This is a genomic window from Streptomyces sp. NPDC057697 (assembly GCF_042799335.1).
Classification (GTDB): Bacteria; Actinomycetota; Actinomycetes; order Streptomycetales; family Streptomycetaceae; genus Streptomyces.
The window spans coordinates 150,574-171,335 of record NZ_JBHVJA010000011.1; the positions used below are offsets into that span (position 1 = coordinate 150,574).

Annotated in this window: 15 protein-coding genes; 4 read left to right on the plus strand and 11 right to left on the minus strand. The window is 72.1% G+C overall.

Going from position 1 to position 20,762, the window contains the following annotated elements; translation table 11 throughout:
* Positions 1-59: 59 nt before the first annotated feature.
* From ACFVFH_RS26255 to ACFVFH_RS26265, 3 genes are all read right to left on the minus strand, one after another.
* Positions 60-3,929 carry an AAA family ATPase gene (locus ACFVFH_RS26255; RefSeq protein WP_383772946.1) on the minus strand — a complete coding sequence of 1,290 codons (3,870 nt, stop codon included), beginning with the start codon at positions 3,927-3,929 and terminating at the stop codon, positions 60-62.
* Positions 3,930-4,265: 336 nt separating this feature from the next.
* Positions 4,266-4,478 (minus strand): hypothetical protein, encoded by a 213-nt coding sequence (locus ACFVFH_RS26260; protein WP_018551753.1) that lies wholly within the window; start codon positions 4,476-4,478, stop codon positions 4,266-4,268.
* Between the two features lie 439 nt (positions 4,479-4,917).
* Positions 4,918-5,199 (minus strand): acylphosphatase, encoded by a 282-nt coding sequence (locus ACFVFH_RS26265; RefSeq protein ID WP_383772948.1) that lies wholly within the window; start codon positions 5,197-5,199, stop codon positions 4,918-4,920.
* A gap of 145 nt (positions 5,200-5,344) precedes the next feature.
* Between ACFVFH_RS26265 and ACFVFH_RS26270 the strand changes: the two genes are divergently transcribed.
* Both ACFVFH_RS26270 and ACFVFH_RS26275 read left to right on the plus strand, forming a co-directional pair.
* Positions 5,345-6,256, plus strand: coding sequence for a CAP domain-containing protein (locus ACFVFH_RS26270; RefSeq protein ID WP_383772950.1), 912 nt, complete (start codon positions 5,345-5,347; stop codon positions 6,254-6,256).
* 75 nt (positions 6,257-6,331) lie between these two features.
* The gene (locus ACFVFH_RS26275) at positions 6,332-6,721 is read left to right on the plus strand and encodes a winged helix-turn-helix transcriptional regulator (protein WP_383772952.1); all 390 of its coding nucleotides are present in this window, start codon (positions 6,332-6,334) and stop codon (positions 6,719-6,721) included.
* 164 nt (positions 6,722-6,885) lie between these two features.
* Here ACFVFH_RS26275 and mutM read toward each other — a convergent pair whose 3' ends face one another.
* From mutM to ACFVFH_RS26315, 8 genes are all read right to left on the minus strand, one after another.
* Positions 6,886-7,755, minus strand: coding sequence for a bifunctional DNA-formamidopyrimidine glycosylase/DNA-(apurinic or apyrimidinic site) lyase (gene mutM / locus ACFVFH_RS26280; protein WP_383772954.1), 870 nt, complete (start codon positions 7,753-7,755; stop codon positions 6,886-6,888).
* A 100-nt stretch (positions 7,756-7,855) separates the two neighbouring features.
* On the minus strand, positions 7,856-8,680 hold the full coding sequence (gene rnc, locus ACFVFH_RS26285) for a ribonuclease III (protein ID WP_383772956.1): 825 nt from the start codon (positions 8,678-8,680) through the stop codon (positions 7,856-7,858).
* Between the two features lie 19 nt (positions 8,681-8,699).
* The gene (rpmF, locus tag ACFVFH_RS26290; RefSeq protein ID WP_003965982.1) at positions 8,700-8,873 is read right to left on the minus strand and encodes a 50S ribosomal protein L32; all 174 of its coding nucleotides are present in this window, start codon (positions 8,871-8,873) and stop codon (positions 8,700-8,702) included.
* Positions 8,874-8,875: 2 nt separating this feature from the next.
* Entirely contained in the window at positions 8,876-9,550 is a 675-nt protein-coding gene (locus tag ACFVFH_RS26295; protein WP_383773197.1) for a YceD family protein, read from the minus strand.
* Positions 9,551-9,719: 169 nt separating this feature from the next.
* Entirely contained in the window at positions 9,720-10,799 is a 1,080-nt protein-coding gene (locus tag ACFVFH_RS26300; protein WP_383772958.1) for a cell division initiation protein, read from the minus strand.
* A gap of 98 nt (positions 10,800-10,897) precedes the next feature.
* A complete protein-coding gene (gene coaD / locus ACFVFH_RS26305) occupies positions 10,898-11,377 on the minus strand; it encodes a pantetheine-phosphate adenylyltransferase (RefSeq protein WP_383773199.1) in 480 nt (159 codons plus the stop codon).
* 26 nt (positions 11,378-11,403) lie between these two features.
* Entirely contained in the window at positions 11,404-11,988 is a 585-nt protein-coding gene (rsmD, locus tag ACFVFH_RS26310; RefSeq protein WP_383772960.1) for a 16S rRNA (guanine(966)-N(2))-methyltransferase RsmD, read from the minus strand.
* A gap of 144 nt (positions 11,989-12,132) precedes the next feature.
* A complete protein-coding gene (locus ACFVFH_RS26315; RefSeq protein WP_383772962.1) occupies positions 12,133-15,366 on the minus strand; it encodes a helicase-related protein in 3,234 nt (1,077 codons plus the stop codon).
* Between the two features lie 211 nt (positions 15,367-15,577).
* Between ACFVFH_RS26315 and ACFVFH_RS26320 the strand changes: the two genes are divergently transcribed.
* Positions 15,578-17,467, plus strand: coding sequence for an HSP90 family protein (locus ACFVFH_RS26320; RefSeq protein WP_383772964.1), 1,890 nt, complete (start codon positions 15,578-15,580; stop codon positions 17,465-17,467).
* Complete coding sequence (locus tag ACFVFH_RS26325) at positions 17,464-20,415, plus strand: tetratricopeptide repeat protein (RefSeq protein ID WP_383772966.1); 2,952 nt, start codon at positions 17,464-17,466, stop codon at positions 20,413-20,415. Before ACFVFH_RS26320 ends, ACFVFH_RS26325 begins: the two co-directional genes overlap by 4 nt.
* Positions 20,416-20,762: the final 347 nt, after the last annotated feature.

The window sequence follows — 20,762 nt, forward strand, 5'->3', positions numbered from 1 at the left end:
TACATGTACCCGGGAAAGCCCGAAGGACAGGTCGAAGTCTTGAAGATTGCGTAAAGGGTTCAGCGCAGCCGCTGGCTGATGACCTTCGAGACTCCGTCGCCCTGCATCGAGACGCCGTACAGCGCGTCGGCGACCTCCATCGTCCGCTTCTGATGCGTGATCACGATGAGCTGCGAGCTCTCCTGGAGCTCCTCCATGATCCGGATCAGCCGCTGGAGATTGGTGTCGTCGAGCGCCGCCTCGACCTCGTCCATCACATAGAAGGGGCTCGGCCGGGCCTTGAAGATGGAGACCAGCAACGCCACCGCCGTGAGCGAACGTTCGCCGCCGGAGAGCAGCGAGAGCCGCTTGACCTTCTTGCCGGGCGGCCGGGCCTCTACGTCCACACCCGTGGCGAGCATGTTCTCCGGGTCGGTCAGGACGAGCCGGCCCTCGCCGCCCGGGAAGAGCCGCGAGAAGACACCCTCGAACTCCCGGGCCGTGTCCCGGTACGCCTCCGTGAAGACCTGCTCGACGCGCTGGTCGACCTCCTTGACGACCTGTATCAGGTCGGCCCGGGTCTTCTTCAGGTCTTCGAGCTGCTCGGAGAGGAACTTGTGCCGTTCCTCCAGCGCCGAGAACTCCTCCAGGGCGAGCGGATTCACCTTCCCGAGTTGCTGATACGCCCGTTCGGCCGCCTTCAGCCGCTTCTCCTGCTCGGCCCTGACGAACGGCCTGGGCCGATTGCGCGGGTGCTCCGGGTCCGAGGGCAGCTCCTCGCCCTCCGCGGCCGGTGACGGCGGTACGGGCTGGTCGGGGCCGTACTCCCCGACCAGCCCGGCCGGCTCGACGCCCAGCTCCTCCAGCGCCTTCGTCTCCAGCTGCTCCATCCGCAGCCGCTTCTCGGCACCGAGCACCTCGCCGCGGTGGACGGAGTCGGTGAGCTTGTCCAGCTCGCCCTTGAGATCGCGGCCCCGGCCGCGCTCGGCCGCCAGTTCCCGTTCCCGCTCCGCCTTCGCCGCCTCGGCCACGGTCCGCTCCCGCTCGGCGCGTACGACGGACACCTCGACGTGCGCGAGCAGCTGACGGGCGCCGGAGGCCACGGCGGAGGCCACCGCCGCTTCGTGCCGCAGCCGGGCCCGGCGCCGCTCGGCGCGGGCACGGGCCTCGCGTTCGGCGCGGGCGCCCCGGTCGAGGGCGTCCGCCCGGCCCGCGAGCGCCTTGGCCCGCTCCTCGTGGGTACGCAGCTGGAGACGGGCCTCCATCTCGGTCTGGCGGGCGTTGGCGCCGTCGGCGGCGAGCCGGTCGCGCACGGAGGTGTCCGGCTCCTCCTCGACCGGCATCTCCTGGGCGACGAGCAGCCGCTCGGCCAGTTCCTCCGCCTCCTCGGCCGCCCGGTCCAGGGCCTCCTGGGCGCGGGCGGCCGACGCGGTCATCCGCTCGGCCTCGCCCGCCGCGCCACGGGCCTGCCCGGCCAGCCGCCCGAGCTGCTGGGAGACCCCGGACTTCTCCCGCTCGGCGGCCCGGCGCCGCTCCCCCAGCTCCTCGACCAGCCCGGCGGCGGTCCGGCGCCGCTCCCCCGCCAGCCGCTGCGCCTCGGTCAGCGCGGCGCACCGCACGGCCAGTTCCTCCAGCTGGGCGGCGGCCTCGTCGACCGAGGCCTGTACTTCGAGCAGGCTGGGCGCCCCGGCGGAGCCGCCGTGCGCGAAGTGGGCCGAGAGGATGTCCCCCTCGGCGGTCACGGCCGTCAGCTCCGGGTGCGCGGCGACGAGATCCTCGGCGTCCTCCAGGGTGCCGACGACCACCATGTCGCGTACCAGTCCGCGTACGGCGCCCATCAGTTCGACGGGGCCTCGGACCAGGTCGGCCACGGCGGGCGGCTCCCCGGCGGGCCCCTGGCCCACGGCGACGGCCGCGACACGGACCGGCGCGAGCGGCCCTGCCGACTCCCCGGACCCTGCCGCCCCACCCGTCCCCTGCACCTGCCCGGGTACATGCACGGCGGACGCGTCGGTACCACCGGCACCGGCAGCACCACCCACCTCACCGGCACCACCGGCCATGGCAGCACCACCGGCCTCACCGGCACCACCGGCACCACCGGCACCACCGGCACCACCGGCACTGGCAGCACCACCCACCTCAGCAGCACCACGCGCACCACCGGCCTCGGTGCCACCGTTGCCACCGTGGGCACCCCCTTGGTCGGGGACCCCCGCGCGCGCCCCGCCGAGCAGCAACGCCGCCCGCCCCGCGTCCTGCTTGCGCAGCAGCCTGATCGCCTCGGCCGCCGTGGCCGGGTCCGTCACCGCGACCGCGTCCGCCGCCGCGCCCAGGGCCGCCGCCACCGCCACCTCGTGTCCCGGCGCCACGGTCAGCAGTTCCGCGGCCGGACCGAGCAGCCCCGACAGCCGGTCCCGCGCCCCCAGCAGCGCGCCCGTACCGTCCTTGCGGCGCAGGCCGAGGGCGAGTGCTTCGTGGCGGGCCGCGACCGCGGCGCGCTTCCGCTCCGCGGCGGTGGCCGCCTCCCGGGCCGCGGAGAGCGCCGACTCCGCCTCCGCCAGCTCCCGCTTGGCGGCGTCGTGCTGCTCGCCGAGCTCCTGATCACCGGCGTCCAGGCCCTCGACCTCGGCCTTGAGCTGTTCGTACTCCTCCTGGGCGGCGACCGCCCGCTCCCGCGCCTCGTCCCGGGAGGCGGCCAGCCGGTCGATCTCGGCCTGTGCCGAACCGGCCCGGCTGCGGGCCGCGTTGACCTGGCCGTTCAGCCGGGCGAGCCCTTCGCGGCGGTCCGCGATGGCGCGGGCCGCGTCCTTGAGCCTGCGCTCCTCGGCCGCCAACTCGCGTTCCAGGTCGGCGCGGTGCGCCGAGGTGTCCTCCAGCGCGTGCTCCGCGGCCTCCAGCGCCGCCGCCAGCTCCGCCTCCTGCTCGCGGATCCGGGCGGCCTCCCGTTCCATGCTCTCCGGGTCCCTGAACCCCGTGCCGCGTCGCTCCTCCTCCTGGGGGGCGGAGGCGCTCTTCACCCGGGCGTCGGCCAGCGAGACCGTGCCGCGTACGCGTTCGGCCAGCTGGGACAGCTCGTACCAGGTCTGCTGGGCCCGCTGGAGCCGCGGCGCCAGCCGCCGCACCTCGTCCTCCAGCTCAGCCTCGCGCGCGAGGGCCGCCCCGAGTTCCGCCTCCGCCGCCTCCCGGCGCTGCTTGAGCGCCGCCTCGTCGGCGATCTCGCTGCGCAGCGCCGTGCGCAGCGACACCAGGTCGTCGGCGAGCAGCCGCAGCCTGGCGTCGCGCAGGTCGGCCTGGATGACGGCGGCCCGGCGGGCCACGGCGGCCTGCCGGCCGAGTGGTTTCAGCTGGCGCCGCAGTTCGTCGGTGAGGTCCTGGACGCGGGCGAGGTTGGCCCCCATCGCGTCCAGCTTCCGCAGCGCCTTCTCCTTCCGCTTGCGGTGCTTGAGCACGCCCGCGGCTTCCTCGATGAACGCGCGGCGGCCCATCGGGTCGGCGTGGAGCACGGAGTCGAGCTGGCCCTGGCCGACGATGACATGCATCTCGCGGCCGATACCGGAATCCGAGAGGAGTTCCTGGATGTCCAGAAGACGGCAGGTGTCGCCATTGATCTGGTACTCGCTGCCGCCATTGCGGAACATGATCCGAGTGATCGTCACTTCGGCGTACTCGATGGGCAGAGCGCCGTCGGAATTGTCGATGGTGAGCGATACTTCGGCCCTGCCCAGCGGCGGCCGCCCGGTGGTCCCGGCGAAGATCACGTCTTCCATCTTGCCGCCGCGCAGGGATTTGGCGCCCTGTTCCCCCATGACCCAGGAGAGCGCGTCCACCACATTGGACTTGCCGGACCCATTGGGGCCCACGACGCAGGTGATACCGGGTTCGAACCGCAGCGTCGTGGCGGAGGCGAACGATTTGAAACCACGCAGGGTCAGGGCCTTGAGGTGCACGCCGCCGGACTCTACCTTTCGCTCTCGGTTTCACCGATGAAGGTGCAGGGCACATCAGACGTTAAGGGAAGGGGCGTATGCCGGGGGCGGCTGCCGCACAGGTCCGGGCGGAAAAGGATCAGGCGGAAAAGAAAGAAGGGACGCCGAAGCGTCCCTTGTAAATCTTGTTGCGGTGTTACGCACGGTGGTGCTGGTGCAGCTGCGCATGACGGATCAAGGACATGTCACGAGAGTGACAGATCAAGAGCAGTGATCTTCAATGATCCGGCGACGATCCGGGCGATGTTCTCGGACGGCTGACGCGATACGGCCCGACCGGCCCCTGGGGGCCATCGGTCAGGTCAGCGCCGGCTCCGCCTGAGGTACGTCGATGTCGATGCTGTCGAGCAGCGACTCTTGGTGCTGGGCGGCGGCGTTCAGCGCGTCGTTCTCGTCCTGGATCCGTACGAGCTCGGATTCGAGGTCCTGGACGCGCTGCTGGAGCCGTCGCATCTCGGCGAGGAGTCGCGGGTCGGAACCGCCGACGTAACCGAGAAGCGCCTTTGCCATGATGGATGGTCCTCCACACTGAGTGACCGACCGATGCGGTGTGGGTCGTGAGGGAATCGCACCCGCGGTGCTCGGCAGTGCTCTGTCGTCACTGCTGTCCTGCTGCCAAACAGCTCTGCCAAACAGCTAAGGTGCGCGGGGATTTCAGCGTCTCACCAAAAAGTTTGACGGTCAACACGATCACGCCCTGTAGAGACGGGCATCCCGGGGGCGCGCGGCTGGACGATCATGCGGCGCGACTCTCCTGCGGGACCCCGTGGGGCGTGGAGATCATCCTTACTGCCGCAGCCTCGCACGCCAACCGAATCTTGGCAACCATCCGGACATTCCGCAGGTCATTTCATGTGTACGCAGATGAGCGCGCCGCCCGGTCACCTCCCGCCGCCCTTCGAACACCGTCCGAACACGGCCCGCTCCGCACCCCGGGAAGGGACCCGGATCAGCGGATCGCGAATCCCTCGTAACCGCCCCGCGGGGTGTCCCATATCTCAGTCACTCCGTCGACACGGCCGGGTGTGTCGTCCGAGCGCAGCCAGTCCAGCAGACGCCGGCAACTCTCGCGCCGCCCCTCGGCGACGACCTGCACCCTGCCGTCGTCGAGATTGAGCGCGAAGCCGGTGAGCCCCCCGATCTCCAGCGCGTTCGCCCTGGTGAACCAGCGGAACCCGACCTGCTGCACCCGTCCGCGCACCCATGCGGTGAGCCGTACGTCCTCGTTCATGCCCGAACGCTAACCGTCCGAATGGGCTCGGAGCACATCGTTCCGTGTGGCCATGGCGTACAGTCCCGACGCAGTGGACTCACTCCAACGGGTGAAGTGTGTTGACGCCGGAACCGGCGTCCAGACCGTCAGAAGGGCTCAGCAGATGGGACGCCATCGACGCTCCGCCGTAGTTCCGACCCCTGAGGACCCGGCGGGCAGCGGCGCGGACCGCAAGCACGGCGGGCACCGCAGGAAGCGGTCCGGGGCACCGATCCGTACGGGCCTGGTCGGCTTCTCCGCGGCCGTGGCCGTGGGAGCCGTGGCGATGAGCTCAGGACTGGTGCCCGGGGGCGACACGTTCACGGTCGGCGGGGGCAGCAGCGACCGGGTGCGCGCCGACGGTACCCCGGATCTGCTCACCCAGGGCGGCGCCTCCGCCCCGGCCGACCGGGGCTCCGAGGCCGCCGACCGCGGCACCGGACGCGCCGGGGGCCCGGCGGCGAAGAGCCCCTCCGGGTCCCCCACGTCCACCCCCTCCAAGGCCCCCCGGGAGACCGAACGGCCGAAGCCGTCCCCGTCCGAGCCGTCGAAGTCCGCCTCCGCCGGAACCGATGGCACCACCACCCCGGCCGCCGGAAAGCCGTCGGCCGCACCGAAGACCTCCGCGCCCGCCACCCGCAGCGCCGCGGCCCCGGCCGACTCCTCCGTCCAGTCCGCCGTGCTCGCCCTGGTCAACCAGGAGCGCGCGAAGGTCGGCTGCAGCCCGCTGACCGCCAACGCCCCGCTCGCGTCGCTCGCCCAGGACTTCAGCGAGGACATGGCCGCGCGCGGCTTCTTCGACCACACCGACCCCGACGGCCGGTCCCCCTGGGACCGCGCCTCGAAGGCGGGCATACAGGACCTCGCCGCCGAGAACATAGCCCGCGGCCAGTCCAGCGCGCAGGCCGTGATGGAATCCTGGATGAACAGCGAAGGTCACCGGGCGAACATCCTCAACTGCGACTACAAGACACTCGGCGTCGGCGTGCACTACGGCACCGGCGGCCCCTGGTGGACGCAGGACTTCGGCTTCTGACCCACGCCGGGCAGGCGCTCACCCGTAGAAAGCACACTCCGGCGGCGAGCGCTGTGCGGGCGTACGCTGCTCGGTATGGACGAGAACACCCTGGACGCGCTCGCCTTCGACGTGTTCTCCAGACAGTGCCCCTCACGCGGCACGCTGGAGCACGTCACCGGGCGCTGGGGCGGACTGGCGCTGGGCGCGCTGTACGAGAGCGGCTTCCGCTTCAACGAGCTGCGCCGCCGGGTCGACGGGGTCAGCGAGAAGATGCTCTCCCAGACGCTCCACGCCCTGGAGCGGGACGGCCTGGTCCACCGCGAGGCCCAGCCGACCAATCCGCCGCGCGTCGACTACGAGCTGACGCCCCTGGGCCGGGAGGTGGCCGAGCGGCTGCTCTCGCTGATCCAGCTCGTCGAGGACCGGATGCCCGAGGTGCTCCGGGCCCGCGAGCACTACGACGAGACGCACCCCGCCTCCTAGGGCGCTCCGGGCGCCACCGGGCGCACAGGTCCTAGGATCTGTCTTCATACTGCGGTCGTCCGGCCGGAGGCCGGGCCGTGCGGCGTCCGGTGCGTGCGATCCCGACAACACGGCGAGCGTGCGTGCCGGGCGTCGCACGGCAGACGGCAGTTCGAAAATCGGGCCTAGCGCGTCGGGCGCGGCGGCCGCTGGCAGCGTGGGCAGAAGTAGCTGGAGCGGTTCATCCAGGGGCGGCGGCGGATCGGCGTGCCGCAGCGGTGGCAGGGCTCGTCCTCGCGTCCGTAGGCGTCGAGCGAGCGGTCGAAGTAGCCGGACTCGCCGTTCACATTGACGTAGAGGCTGTCGAAGCTGGTGCCGCCCTGGGCGAGCGCCGCGTTCATCACGTCGCGGACGTGGCCGAGCAGACCGGCCGACAGGGGGCGGGTGAGGGTCGCGGTCGGCCGGTCGTAGTGGAGTCTGCTGCGCCAGAGCGCCTCGTCCGCGTAGATGTTGCCGACGCCGCTGATCAGCGACTGGTCGAGCAGGGCCCGCTTGACGGTGGTGCGCCGCAGGCGCAGGGCGGTGTGGAAGGCGGCGTCGTCGAACGCAGGGTCCAGGGGGTCGCGGGCGATGTGCGCGATGATGTCGGGCAGCCCGTCCGTGCTGCCGGCGGCGGATTCATGGAGCGAGAGCCCGCCGAAGGTCCGCTGGTCGACGAAGCGGAGCTCGGTGCCGAGGGCGTCGTCGAAGCGGATCCGGACGCGCAGATGCTTCTCGTCCGGCGCGTCCTGCGGCTGTACGAGCAGTTGGCCGCTCATGCCCAGGTGGCCGAGGAGCGAGAGGGCCGCGTCGTCCAGCGGCACCCAGAGGTACTTGCCGCGGCGCATCGCCGTGCCGAACCGGGCCCCGTCGAGCCGGGCCGCGAAGTCCGCGCCCCCGGCGAGATGGCGGCGGACCGCACGCGGGTGCAGCACCTCGACCTCGCCGACGGTGCGGCCGGTGACCCAGCGCTCCAGGCCACGCCGGACGACTTCGACCTCGGGCAGCTCGGGCACGGTGTCGCTCCTGAACGATGAAGTGATGATCCGGGGGGAACCGTACGGTTCCGGGCAGGAAGAACCCCCCGGTGCACGGGGCACCGAGGGGTTCCGGGGGTCAGGCCGGAGCGACGTCCGTGGACGGCGGCGGGCCGTCCGACGTGTCGGCGGTCCCTCCTTCGGCAGCGGCCTTCGCCGCGGCCGCCCGCTCCTCCGCGGCGGCGCTGATCTCGCGCCAGGCGGACTCCGCCGCCTGCTGCTCCGCTTCCTTCTTGCTACGACCGGTGCCGGTGCCGTACGAGACACCACCGACGCGAGCAGCAGCAGTAAAGGTCTTCTCGTGGTCCGGGCCGGTCTCCGTGACGAGGTACTCGGGGACTCCGAGGCTCTCGCCGGCGGTGAGCTCCTGGAGGCTGGTCTTCCAGTCCAGGCCGGCACCGAGGTTGGAGGACCTGTCGATCAGCGGGTCGAAGAGCCGGTGAACCAGCTCCGAGGCCGCGCCGAGGCCCTGGTCGAGATAGACCGCGCCGATCACCGCTTCAAGGGTGTCGGCGAGGATGGACGCCTTGTCCCGGCCTCCCGTGCCCTCTTCACCCCGGCCGAGCCGGATGAAGGAGCCGAGTTCGAGGCCGCGGCCCACTTCCGCCAGCGCACGTGAGTTGACCACCGCGGCCCGCAACTTGGCCAGCTGGCCTTCGGGCAGATCGGGGTGGGTGCGGTACAGCGTGTCCGTGACCACCAGGCCGAGCACCGAATCCCCGAGGAATTCGAGCCGCTCGTTGGTGGGCAGACCGCCGTTCTCGTACGCGTACGAACGGTGGGTCAGCGCACGCACCAGAAGGGCGGTCTCGAGTTGGTACCCGAGCCGCCCTTCCAGAAGCGTGTGGGACGAGGCTGTGTTGACGTTGTCTGCCTTCTTCTTGGCGTTGGACAACTCAGACATCGGGCCTCTCACCAGCCGCTCAGACCTCGAGGACCTGGCGCTTGTTGTACGTGCCGCAGCTGGGGCACGCGATGTGCTGCAGCTTCGGTTCCTGGCAACGCTCACACGAAACCAGGGTGGGGACCGCAGCCTTCCACTGCGACCGGCGGTGGCGCGTGTTGCTGCGCGACATCTTCCGCTTCGGAACAGCCACGGCTACTTCTCCTGCTTCTCGTCGACGCCCGCTTCGGCGCCGCCCATGTTGTCCTTCTCGCCGTCCTGAACGGTGTCGGCGAGTCCTTGCAATGCCGCCCAACGGATGTCGACGGCATCATGGTGGTGACCGGGATTCTCGTCCAGCCTGATTCCGCATTCGGAACACAGGCCGGCGCAGGACTCCCGGCACACCGGCTGCATCGGCAGTGCGAGCACCACCGCATCGCGCAGCACTGGTTCGAGGTCGAACAGGCCGTCCTCGATGAAGAGCCTGTCCTCGTCGTCCTCGGCGTCGTCGGCCGGCTCCGCCTTGGTGCTGCGGCCCCGGTCATCGGCGTCAGGGTACGAGAACATCTCCTGGAAGTCCGCCGCAACCTCAAGGCGCAGCGGCTCCAGACACCTTACGCACTCCCCCTCGGCCGACGCACGGGCGGTGCCTGTGACAAGCACCCCTTCCATGACCGATTCGAGGCGGAGGTCCAGCTCCACGGGTGCGCCTTCCGGCACACCGATGACCCCTTCGATGCCGAGGACCGACGGCGGACCGGGTGCGTCCACCGTGCGGGAGAGCCGCTGGAGGGCACCGGGACGCCGGCCCAGCTCGTGCGTATCGAACACGAGGGGGTTTCGGTGGTCGAGGTGGCCGTTCAGGGCTTTTCCTGCTTTCGCAATCATGTGCAACGCACATCGTGGGGAGGGCCGACCGGATTCGGAGTCGAAGCGGGCAGCCGGGATCGCGGACATACGCGCGACCGAAGAGCCAGGATACTGGACGCGCCGCCCAGCTCCCAATCCGGGCGGCCGGGACCGCCCGGGAGCGGGCCCGGGGGTCCGCCCCGTCCGGTCAGTGCTCCTGTTCGTACCGGCGGAGCTGGTCCAGGTCGATCATGCTGGTGTCGAACAGACTGGTCTCGTCGAGGGCGCTCTCGCCCTGCTGCGGGAGCGCCTGCTGGGGCTGTGCGGGCTGCTGCTGCCAGCCGTCGTACCCCTGGACCGGCACCTGGCCCTGGGTCTGGTCGTAGCCCTGCTGCTGATAGGCGGCGTACGGGTCCGGCTGCTGCTGGTAGCCGTACATGTCCTGCTGCCCGCCCTGGTAGGCGTAGGTCTCCGCGTAGCCGGGCTGCTGCTGGGCGGGGAACTGGGGCTGGGGCTGCTGGGGCTGCTGGTGCACCGGCTGCGGCTCGGGGGTGGCGATCTCGGCGAGCCCGGCCCAGTGGTCCTCGTCGCTCATGTGCACCTGGTTGCCCGCCGCGTCCTGGGCGGCCACGTGCGCGCCGAGCTCATCGGTGGCGACCCGGCCGTGCAGCTTCTGCCGGCCCCGGCCGACCGCCTCCAGGGTCTTGGCGAGCACGGCCTCGAAGGCTCCCAGCTTGGTGTCGACGTACTCGTCCGCCCGGCGCTGGAGCGTCTCCGGGTCGGTGCTGCGCTCGGGGGCCTCGGCGAAGTCCGGGTCCTCGTAGCCCTGCTCGTCGAAGGCCTGGCCGCGGCCGAGGAGCTTCTCGCGGCCCCGGTCGACGGAGCCGATGGTCTTGGTGAGGACGACCTCGAAGTTGGCGAGCTTGCTGTCGACGTACTCGTCGGCCTCGGAGCGGACCTCGGCGGCCTCCCTGCGGGCCTCCTCCAGGATGCGGTCGGCCTCGCTGCGGGACTGCCGGGCGACCTCGGTGCCGGAGATCAGCGAGGTGCGTTCGGCGCGGGCGGCCCCGATGATCCGCTCGGCCTCCTGACGGGCCTGCTCGGCCAGCTGCTCCTGGCCCCCGATGAGCTCCTGGGCATGGGCGAGCGAGCCGGGCAGGGCCTCGCGCACCTCTTCGAGCATCGCGAGCAGTTCGGCGCGGTTGACCACGCACGAAGCCGACATGGGCATCGACCGGGCGTTCCCGACCGTTTCGACGATCTCGTCCAGCTTCTTCTGCACGTCCACCGTGTGCTCGCCACTCTCTACAGCCGATTGGAGACGGACGGGACGACTGTAAGGCCAGTCGGCGCCCGTCCGACACCTGGTGACGGGCCGTCAGCGGTTCAGTCGCGGGCGAGCCGCTCGGCGAGGGCCTGCTGGACCACCGGGGGAAGCAGGTGGGAGACGTCGCCGCCCCAGGTGGCGACCTCCTTGACCAGGGAGGACGACAGGAAGCTGTACGTGGGATTGGTCGGCACGAAGAGCGTCTCGACGCCGGTGAGGCCGTTGTTCATCTGGGCCATCTGCAGCTCGTAGTCGAAGTCGCTGACGGCCCGCAGACCCTTCACGATCGCCGGGATGTCACGCTCCTTGCAGAAGTCGACCAGGAGGCCGTGGAAGGACTCGACCTGGACGTTGTCGAAGTCCGCGGTGGCCCGGCGGATCAGGTCGATCCGCTCGTCGACCGCGAAGAGGCCCTTCTTGGACTGGTTGATCATCACCGCGACGTGCACGACGTCGTACAGCTTCGAGGCGCGGCCAATGATGTCGAGGTGTCCATTGGTGATGGGGTCGAAAGACCCCGGGCAGACGGCGCGGCGCAACTTGGTTCCCTCGCTCTCCGGTCCGGTCATCGTGCGTCTTCGCACGTAGAGGCGGCGCGACCGTACCAAAGCGTTCCCTCGCCGTATCGGCGGGACCGCAGTGGTTCGAATCCCTCGGGCCAGCCGAATTCTCCGCCTCTGGTGCTGCGTTCCACGGTGACGAGCGCATCGGCCGTGAGCCACCCCTGGGCACGGAGTGTGAGCAGTATCTCGCCAAGATCGTCGTCGGTGACGGCGTACGGCGGGTCCAGGAACACCAGGTCGTACGGCTCCGCGGGGGCCGGGCCGGTGACGATCTGTTCGGCCCGGCCGGTGCGGACCTCGGCGCCGGGCAGACCGAGCGTGCGGACGTTGTCCCGGACGGTGCGCACGGCCTTGGCGTCGGCCTCGACGAGAAGGGCGTGCACCGCTCCCCGGGAGAGCGCCTCCAGGCCGACGGCCCCGGAACCCGCGTACAGATCGGCGATACGGATGCCCTCCAGGCTGCCGAGGAGGGCTTCCCAGGTGGAGAAGAGGCCCTCGCGCGCTCGGTCGGAGGTGGGGCGGGTGCCGGTGCCGGGCGGGACGGCCAGGCGGCGTCCGCCGGCCGAGCCGGCGATCACGCGGGTCATGGGTGTCTGGTCCTCGGTTCGTGGGCGGCCCCGCGGGGTGCCGTGGCGCCGTGCCACCCACGATATGGCGTGACGGCCGATCGGGCCCGCGCGCCCGGCGTCCCGCAGGCTCCTCCGCCTGCTCTTGCCGAGGCGCTGCCGGCGTCACCCCTTGTCGAGGTACTGCTCGCGCTCCTTGTCGAGCAGTGCGTCCAGCGCGGTCCGCAGCTCCGGGAGGCGGGTGAGCTCCGGGTCGGCGGCTACGATCGCGACGGCCTCCTCGCGCGCGGCGGCGATGACCTCCTCGTCGTCGATGACGGTGAGCATCCGCAGCGAGGAGCGGACCCCGGACTGGGCCTGGCCGAGGACGTCGCCCTCGCGGCGCTGCTCCAGGTCGATCCGGGAGAGCTCGAAGCCGTCGAGGGTGGCGGCGACGGCGGAGAGCCTGGCGCGGGCGGGACTGGCCTCGTGGGCCTCGCTGACCAGCAGGCAGAGCCCGGGGGCGGAGCCGCGCCCGACCCGGCCGCGCAGCTGGTGCAGCTGGGAGACCCCGAAGCGGTCGGCGTCCATGATCACCATGGCGGTGGCGTTGGGGACGTTGACGCCGACCTCGATGACGGTGGTGGCGACCAGGACGTCGACATCGCCCGCGGCGAAGCGGCGCATCACGTCGTCCTTGTCGTCCGGATTCATCCTGCCGTGCAGCACCTCGATGCGCAGACCGGCCAGGGGGCCCTTGGCGAGCTGTTCGGCGATCTCCAGCACGGCGAGCGGCGGGCGCTTCTCGCCGTCGCCCTCGGGCGTCTTCTTCTCCTTCTTCTTCCCCGCCGCCGCCTCCTCGGCGTCGTCACCGATGCGCGGGCAGACCACGTACGCCTGGTGTCCGCTCTCCACTTCTTCCCGTACCCGTTCCCAGGCGCGGGTGAGGAAGTGCGGCTTGTCCTTGGCGGGGACGACATGGCTGGCGATCGGCGAGCGGCCGGCCGGGAGCTGGTCGAGTACGGAGGTCTCCAGGTCGCCGAAGACGGTCATGGCGACCGTACGGGGAATGGGGGTGGCCGTCATGACCAGCAGATGCGGCGGCTGCTTCCCCTTGGAGCGCAGGGCGTCGCGCTGCTCCACGCCGAAGCGGTGCTGTTCGTCGACGACGACCAGGCCCAGGTCGTGGAACCGCACCTTGTCCTCGATCAGGGCGTGGGTGCCGATCACGATCCCGGCCTCGCCGGTGACCAGGTCCAGGAGCGCCTTGCGGCGGGCCGCGACGCCCATCGAACCGGTGAGCAGCACCACCTTCGTCCCCTGCTCGGAGCCGCCCAGCATGCCGCCCTCGGCCAGCTCGCCCATCATCTCGGTGATGGAGCGGTGGTGCTGCTGGGCGAGCACCTCGGTGGGCGCCAGCATGGCGGCCTGCCCGCCCGCGTCGACGACACGGAGCATGGCGCGCAGCGCGACCATGGTGTTGTGCGTGACCGTGAAGTGATCCGTGATGTACGCGTGGCTCGGGTGAGCGACGCTGATGCACTGGACCGGTTTGCGACCGACGTATTCGACCGCACGGATCCCGCGCCGGAACGTGTTGTACTTCGGCCTGGGCCGGATCCGGGCAACCTTGCGGGGGAGCTGAAACGGCACGTGATCGGCAGGCAGGGCAATCGACACGTTGAAGGCCGCTTTCTTGGACAGCACCCTGGCGCGCCCGCCGAGGGAACGAACAAGCCACGCCACGTCCTCGGCCAATCTCCGGGATACGGAGCAGAACGAAATGCTCATCCCTTGGGCGTCCGGAGTCCCGTCCGTGTCCATGAGCCCCTGCAACACGGCGAGCCGGTTCTTCATCGACGTGTTCTTGAACACGGGTGGGATGAACTTGTCGTGCGAGGTGGCCCCCCACAGCCCCAGTGCACGCAGTGCACTGATCACCGGGTTCCTTTGTGATCCGGACTTCGGCCTCGTCGTCCGGATCGTGTAGTCGCAGTGGGAACCCGGCACGGGCACGAGTTCGCAGTCGGGCGCCACCACGGATCGGACGGCAGCCAGGATCTCGTCGTCGACCGTGGACAGACGAAGGTTGTGCCGGAACGAGCCGCCCCCCAGCAACAGTCCGAAGACATAGGGATCGAGGGGCGGTTCGGAACCGCAACCGAGATCCACTGGTGTGACCGATGGCACGTACCATTTCGGCGAACCGTTGGCCTCGAACGTGTCCATCCTGATTTCGCGGGTGGTCATCACCCTGGGGGCTTGCCCCCGGTCCCAGGCGCAGCTGGTCCCGACGATCCACAGATGCTCGTCATCGCATTCGACGACCGTGTCGTCGGAGAGAACAAGTCGCCATACGTCTCGCACTCCCTGAGGGAAGACCCCGTCCACCACGGCGACTTCCCCCTCGGGGACCACCACCTCGTCGCCTTGCCGGATGTCGCCCATGGGCTTGTAGCCCTGAGGGGTCAGAACCAGCGAATCGAGTGGCTGCGCCTTCCCCGATCCGACCTCGCCCTGGAGGAGCCGGTGCATCGGGTGTTCGGTCGCGAGGTCGTCGAAGATCTCCTTGGAGACCTTGCACTGCCCCTCGGTGAGGGTGAAGGGCAGCTCGGCGTCGAAGGCGTCGAGCAGTCCGCCGGGCAGGGGGCCGCGGGCGGCGGCCGGGAGCTGGGTGTCGGCGTATCTGCGGCGGGCCAGCGCGACCTGGAGGACGAAGGCCTCGTCCCACTTCAGCCGGTCCCTGGCCTCGGCGATGTCCGCCTTGGTCTGCGGGCGGTGGACCTTGAGCAGTGCCTCGGGGAGCGTGGTGAACCCGCGGCCCTCGCGCAGGCTCAGTGGCAGCGGGTCGACGGCTTCCCGGGCGCTGGGCAGCACGGTGTCGACGGCCTTGGCGATCCGCCAGGAGTCCAGCTGCTTGCAGGCCGGGTAGATGGGCAGCAGCCGCCCGGCGAAGGCGTCCACCGCCTCGGTGGCCCCGGCCTCGTCGTCGGTCTCGGCGTCCAGCAGCTGGTACGTGGGGTGGGCGAGCTGCATCTTCCGGTTGAAGACGGAGACCTTGCCCGCGAACATCGCCCGCCGGCCGGGCAGCAGCTCCTTGTGCGGCTTGTGGACGCCATGGCCGAAGAAGACGAGCTGGAGGCGGCCGTGGCCGTCGGTCAGGGTCACTTCGAGGCGCTTGCCCCGGCCGTTGTTGAACATCAGGACGCGGGCGTCGGCGACCTGGGCGACCACCGTCACGTGCTCGTCCAGCGGGAGGTCGGCCAGCGCCGTGAGCCGGCCGCGCTCCTCGTACCGCCGCGGGTAGTGGTGGAGCAGATCACCGACCGTGTGCAGGTCGAGGTGTTCGGCCATCACCTTCGCGGTGGCCCCGCCGAGCAGCTTCTTGAGGGGTTCATCGAACGCAGACACGCGATCCATTGCACACCACCGCACTGACAGATGTCCGCCGGGCACCACCCGTGCCCCGTGAATCCGCTGGTCAGAATCGTCGCCACGGCCCTAGGATCGGCTCCCACGCTTCCGGCTCGCGATCACCCCTGCGGGATCGCCCGACCCGCGCCGTCGCCACTGTCCCGCCCTCGGCCGTCCCGCCGGGCGAGGCACAGCTCCCCCCACCGGCGCTGCGACGATGACATCTGAGACCTCCGCGAATTCCGCGTCCCACGAACACACCGAGTCTCCCGCCGACCGGTCGCCGCACACCTTCCAGGTGGATCTGCGCGGACTGGTCGACCTCCTCTCCCACCACCTCTACTCCTCTCCCCGGGTCTATCTGCGCGAGCTGCTGCAGAACGCCGTGGACGCCATCACGGCCCGCCGCGCCGAGCAGCCGGAGGCGCCCGCCCGGGTGCGGCTGCACGCGGACGGCGGCCGGCTCCGGGTCGAGGACAGCGGGATCGGTCTGACCGAGACCGACGTACACAGCCTGCTCGCGACGATCGGCCGCAGCTCCAAGCGTGCCGGGGCGGAGGGGCTGGCCTCGGCGCGCGCCGACTTCCTCGGCCAGTTCGGCATCGGGCTGCTGGCGTGCTTCGTCGTGGCGGCCGAGATCCGGGTGGTGAGCCGTTCGGCGCGCACGCCCGCCTCGCCGCCCGTGGAGTGGTGCGCCCGCGACGACGGCTCGTACACCGTACGGACGCTGCCCGACAGCGCCCGGCCGGAGCCGGGCACCACCGTGCACCTGACCGCGCGGCCCGGCAGCGGGGACTGGCTCGCCGAGGAGCGGGTGCTCTCCCTGGCCCGTGAGTTCGGCTCGCTCCTGCCCTACGACGTGCGGGTCGGCGAGGCCGCGGTCACCGCGCTGCCCGCGCCGTGGGACCGGCCGTATCCGGGCCCGGCGGCGCGCCGGGTGGCGCTCGCCCGCCACTGCCAGGAGCAGTTCGGTTTCCCGCCGCTCGACGCGATCGATCTGGATCTGCCGCTCGCCGGGATCCGCGGGGTCGCCTATGTGCTGCCGTCCGCGGTGAGCCCGGCGCAGCGGGCCGGGCACCGGGTGCACCTGAAGGGGATGCTGCTGACCGACCGGGCCGACGAGCTGCTGCCCGACTGGGCGTTCTTCGTGCGCTGTGTCATCGACACGGACAGCCTGCGGCCCACCGCCTCGCGCGAGGCGCTGTACGCGGACGAGACCCTGGCCGCCGTCCGCGAGGCGCTCGGCGACCGGATCCGGCAGTGGCTCACCGGGCTCGCCGCGGGCGATCCGGAGCGGCTCGCGGAGTTCCTCTCCGTGCACCACCTGGGGGTGAAGTCGCTCGCCCGGCACGACGGGGACATGCTGCGCACGATGCTGCCGTGGCTGCCGTTCGAGACGACGGACGGGCGGCTGTCGCTGGAGGAGTTCGCCCGGCGCCACCCGGTGGTGCACTTCACGCGGACCGTGGAGGAGTACCGGCAGGTCGCGCCGATCGCCTCCGCGCAGGGCGTCGGGGTGGTCAACGGCGGCTACACCTACGACACCGAGCTGGTCGAGCGGCTGCCGTCGGTCCGGCCCGGGACGGTGGTCGCGGAGCTGGACGCCGACACCGTCACCGCGCATCTGGACGCCGTCGACCCGGCGCGGGAGCTGGCGCTCGGCGCCTTCCTGGCCGCGGCCCGCGCGAGGCTGGACCCGCTGGGCTGCGACGTGGTGCTGCGCGCCTTCCATCCGCTGACCGTGCCCGCGCTCCACCTCGACGACCGGTCGGTCCGCCACGAGCAGGCCCGCGCCGAGGCCGAGGAGCAGGCCGACGAGCTGTGGGCGGGCATCCTCGGATCGCTGCGCGGCAGCGCGCCGCGTGCCCGGCTCGTGCTGAACCACCTCAATCCGCTGATCCGCCGGATCGGTGCGCTGGACTCCCCGGAGCTCGCCGCGACCGCGACGGAGGCGCTGTACGGGCAGGCGCTGCTGATGGCGCAGCGCCCGCTGCGGCCGGCCGATTCGGCGCTGCTGAACCGGGCGTTCATCGGCCTGCTGGAGTGGGCCACGCATCCCGCGGTACCGGCGGACTCCCCCACCGACCCCCAGGAGGACGGCCGATGAGCCCCGACATCACCACGATCCGCCGGGCGCTGCGGGAGAACGACGCGGAGCCGGAGGGCCCCGCGCGCAACGCCCGCGCGGAGCTGTTGCTGGCGGAGGCCGAGCAGACCGGGGACGCCGCCCTGGTCATCGAGGTGCTCACCCACCAGATGCAGGTCTACAACTACAGCTCCGAGAAGGACAAGATGTTCGTGCCCTTCGCGCGGCTGCTGCGCATGTGGGACGAACGGCCCGGGGATTTCTCGGACTTCATGACCCACCATCTGTTCTGGATGTTCAAGTGGGTCTCCAGCTCGATGGTCGACCAGCCGCACATCCCCCTGGCCTCCATCGAGAAGTGGCAGGGCGAGATGGAGCACCGCTACCGGCTGGCCGGTCACTCGGAGCGTGCCGTGTGCCAGGGCGAGCTGGAGATCGCCCGCCACCTGGGCGATCTGCCGCGTGCCGAGCGGGCGTACGCCGCCTGGCAGGCGGCCGACCGGGACCGGATGGCCAACTGCCATGCCTGCGAGCTGAACGAACAGGGCAGCTGGTGGGCGCAGCTCGGCCGGGACGCCGAGGCGCTGGAGGCCTGGGCGCCGGTGCTGGGCGGTGAGCACACCTGCGCCCATGAGCCGCACGCCGTGCTGGCGGCCTCGCTCCTGCCGCTGCTGCGGACCGGCCGCCACGAGCAGGCCCGTGCCCATCATCTGCGCGGGTACCGGATGGTCCGGTCGATGGAGAGCATGCGGGACGCGGCCGCGCGGCACATCGAGTTCTGCGCGCTGACCGGCAACGAGGCCCGTGGGCTGGAGATCCTCGCCGAGCGGCCCGCGTACTTCACCGACAGCGGGAACCCCGGCAGCCTGATGGACTACCTGGCCGTCACGGCGCTGCTGATGGACCGGCTGACCGCGCTGGGCCACGGCGGGCAGTCGGTGCCGGGGCCCGCCGGGACCGACTGGACGGCGTCCTCGCTGGCCGCGCACGCGCGGGCGCGGGCGCTGGAGCTGGCCGCCCGTTTCGACGAACGCAACGGCACCGCGCACGTCGGCACGGAGGTGCGCGAGCGCCTGGACCGCCGGCCGCTGGTGGACCGGCTGCCGCTCGGGGTACGGGCCGCGGTGCCCGCCGCCCCGGACCGGGGGCCGGGCACCGCCCCGGCTCCGGGGACGGCTGAGATGCCGCTCGACCCGGCCGGTCTGCTGGCCGAGGCGCACCGCCTCTCCGAGGCCCAGCACCCGGGGGCGGGCCCCGCCTGGGAGGCCGTCGGCCGCCTGGTCGCCGGGCAGGACGGGGCGGCGGCCGGGCTCTCGGACCACGACCGGGCGAGCGTCGAGGACCACCGGGCGATGTACGGCGCGCTGCCGCCCGCCGAGGCGGCGGCGGCCTTCGAGTCGGCCGCCGGTCTCTACGGGGCGGCGGGCGACCGGGGCGAGTCCGTCGCCGCCGAGGCCAGGGCGGCGTTCGCCCGTGCGCTGGAGCCCGGCGGGGCGGGCGGGGCCCTGGAATCGATCGCACCGCTCGTGGACCGGGCCCTGGCCCTGCACGCCGAGGGCGCGGCCACCGCCCGCCAGGCGAGCGCGGTGCTGACGTGCCGGGCGCGCGTTCTCGGCCGGCTGGTGCAGGACGCCCCGGACGAGGCGGCCGCCGACTCGGCCGTCGCCGGTCTCGAACAGGGGGCACGGGAGCTGCTCGCCTTCGCCGAACCGCTGCGCGCGGAGGCCGGGGTGGCGACCCGGATCGCGGAGGCGCTGGATCTGCTCGGCGACGTCGCGGCGTACCGGGGCGACCCGCACGCCGCGCTGGAGCGGTACGAGCGGGCCGCCGCGGAGGCCAACGGCGCCGGGCTGCCCTGGTGCGCGGTCGAGTACGAGGCCAAGACGTCCGGGCTCGCCGCTCAACTGGAGGAGTACGAGCGGGCGGAGGGCGCCGCGCGGGCGGCGCTTGAGCACGGGGCGGCATTCGTCCCGGCGCGCGGGCAGGCCCGGCTGCACCTCCGGCTGGCCGAGATCCTCGCGGGGACCGGCCGGTTCGCCGAGGCGGCCGAGCAGGCGCTGGACGCGGCGCACTGGGCGGACGAGTCGGGCGAGAGCACGACGCTCGGGGCCCATGCCCGTCACCAGCTCGGCGGCTGGCTCCTCCGGCTGGACCGGGCGGCGGAGGCCGCCGCGGTGCTGGAGGCGGTGCTGCCCGACCTCACCGTCGAGGAGCACGGCGACGGCATGGTCGTGCAGACGCTGTGGTGGCTCGGCGACGCGCTCACGGAGCTGCGCGAGCCGCGGGAGGCGGCCGAGCACTGGCTGAGGGCGGCGGACATCGCCCGCGGCTGGCCCGAGCAGCACGATCACGCGATGCTCGCGAACCTGGCCGCGCAGGCGCTCTACCGCGCCGATCTCGACCCGCAGGCGGAGCTGGCGTACGCGCGCGCCGGGGAGCTCTGGCGCGGGCTGGGCGATGTTCCCGCGCTGGTACGGACGTTGCGGGTGCGGGCCTGGATCGCGATCCGGGAGGGGCAGCCGGGCCCGGCGGCGGCGCGGGCGTTCATGGCGTCGGCGGCGCGGGAGTGCGAGGCGGCCCTGGCCGCAGGCCCGGCGGACGGAGCGCCCGCACTGCTCGCGGAGCTCGCCGACACCCACCGCCAGACCGGCGAGCTGATCATCCACGTCTGCGGGGGCCTGCCGGGCGCGGCGCCGGAGTACGAGGAGGCGCTCGGGTACGTGCAGCGGGCGGTCGAGGGCTTCGCCGGGGCCGGTGAGGGCTACGTCGGCCTGCGCACGGCCACCGAGCTGGTGGCCGGCTGGCTGGAGGCCGATCTGGGCCGTCCGGACGCGGCCCGGGAACGGGCCCGCAGCGTCCTGGAGACGTACAGGGGCGGGCACCCGGACGAGACGGTGGAGGAGCGCCGCGCGGAGGCCAAGGCGCTGCTGGAGTACGCGGACCGCAGGCCGGACACGTCCGGCACCTGAACCGGTCGCCTCGGCCGAGCGCCTCCTCCGGGCCGGTTCCCACGTCCCGGTTCGGGCCAGGATGCCGAACGGTGCCAACCGCGTCCGAACCCTGAACCGGGGCACTCCGTCCGGCCCGAATGAACCGGGCCGGACGGACCGGGGCGTTCCGGCAGGACCCGGCCGGCCCGAAGGAACCCGGCCGAACGGGCCGGGGCGTGCGACCGGCCCCGACGGGCTTCCGCACGCCCCGGGCCGGACCGGCCCCAGCCGCTACTTCACCCCGGCCCGGAGGAACCGGCGGCGTACGACCAGCCGTGCCGGGCTCCCGTACGCCCGGCACGGACTCACCCCGGCACAACCCGGCC